We start from the raw sequence: 675 nt of genomic DNA, 5'->3' as shown, positions 1-675 counted from the left end.
GGTGCCCCTACGCGATGAGCTCGCGTTGTTCCAGCAGAACAACTGGCGATGGACGTGGAGGACTTCGACGGGTTCGGACGATTTCCCGCCGACATCACCTGGGCCGAGTTCCGGGCCACAGTGGACGCTGAGGCAGCCGTATTCTGCTTGGCCGAGCCCGGGGTCTGCCCGGTTACGAAGTTGCCTCGCAAGGCCCTCCACGCCGACGACCGGACCATGAGCGGAGTTCAGCGTGGCTCGAGTGGGACGGGATGGACGCAGCTGTGGGAGACGGTGACCAGCGAGCATTCGACCGGAGCGCGGACAGGGCGGTAGGCGGCGGGGACACCATCGTGGGCGGTGCGTTCCTCGACGAATCCGGCGGCGCGGTGCACTCCGGACACTGGTTCGTTCCATTCCTCCTCGCCATGGCGCTTCCCGCCTACCTGATCTCCTCGTTCGATGCCACCGGCAATGCGTCCGAGGGGACCAAGAGTGCGGCGCTCGAGGCTCCGATGGCATCGGTGCCGGCGAACACACGCTGGACCGGGCAACCACCCAGTATGGTCAGGCAAGGAAACCGTGTCGCCCCGGACATATGATCCTTTCCTCGGCACCCTGGCACTGCCCGAGAACGAAGCGTCGTGGACTGGTGGACGACCGGGGCACGGTCCACGCATTTGCCGCTGAAGATTC

Annotated in this window: 1 protein-coding gene; it reads left to right on the top strand. The window is 65.8% G+C overall.

Annotation, left to right across the window (positions count from 1 at the left end; genetic code table 11):
- The first annotated feature begins 332 nt into the window (after positions 1-332).
- Positions 333-581, top strand: a complete 249-nt coding sequence (locus tag NG1_RS34865; protein ID WP_062978126.1) for a hypothetical protein — start codon at positions 333-335, stop codon at positions 579-581.
- Positions 582-675 lie beyond the last annotated feature (94 nt).

Origin of the sequence: Nocardia gamkensis NBRC 108242, assembly GCF_001612985.1 — a bacterium.
Taxonomy (GTDB): domain Bacteria; phylum Actinomycetota; class Actinomycetes; order Mycobacteriales; family Mycobacteriaceae; genus Nocardia; species Nocardia gamkensis.
This window is presented reverse-complemented; position numbering and strand designations above follow the sequence as displayed.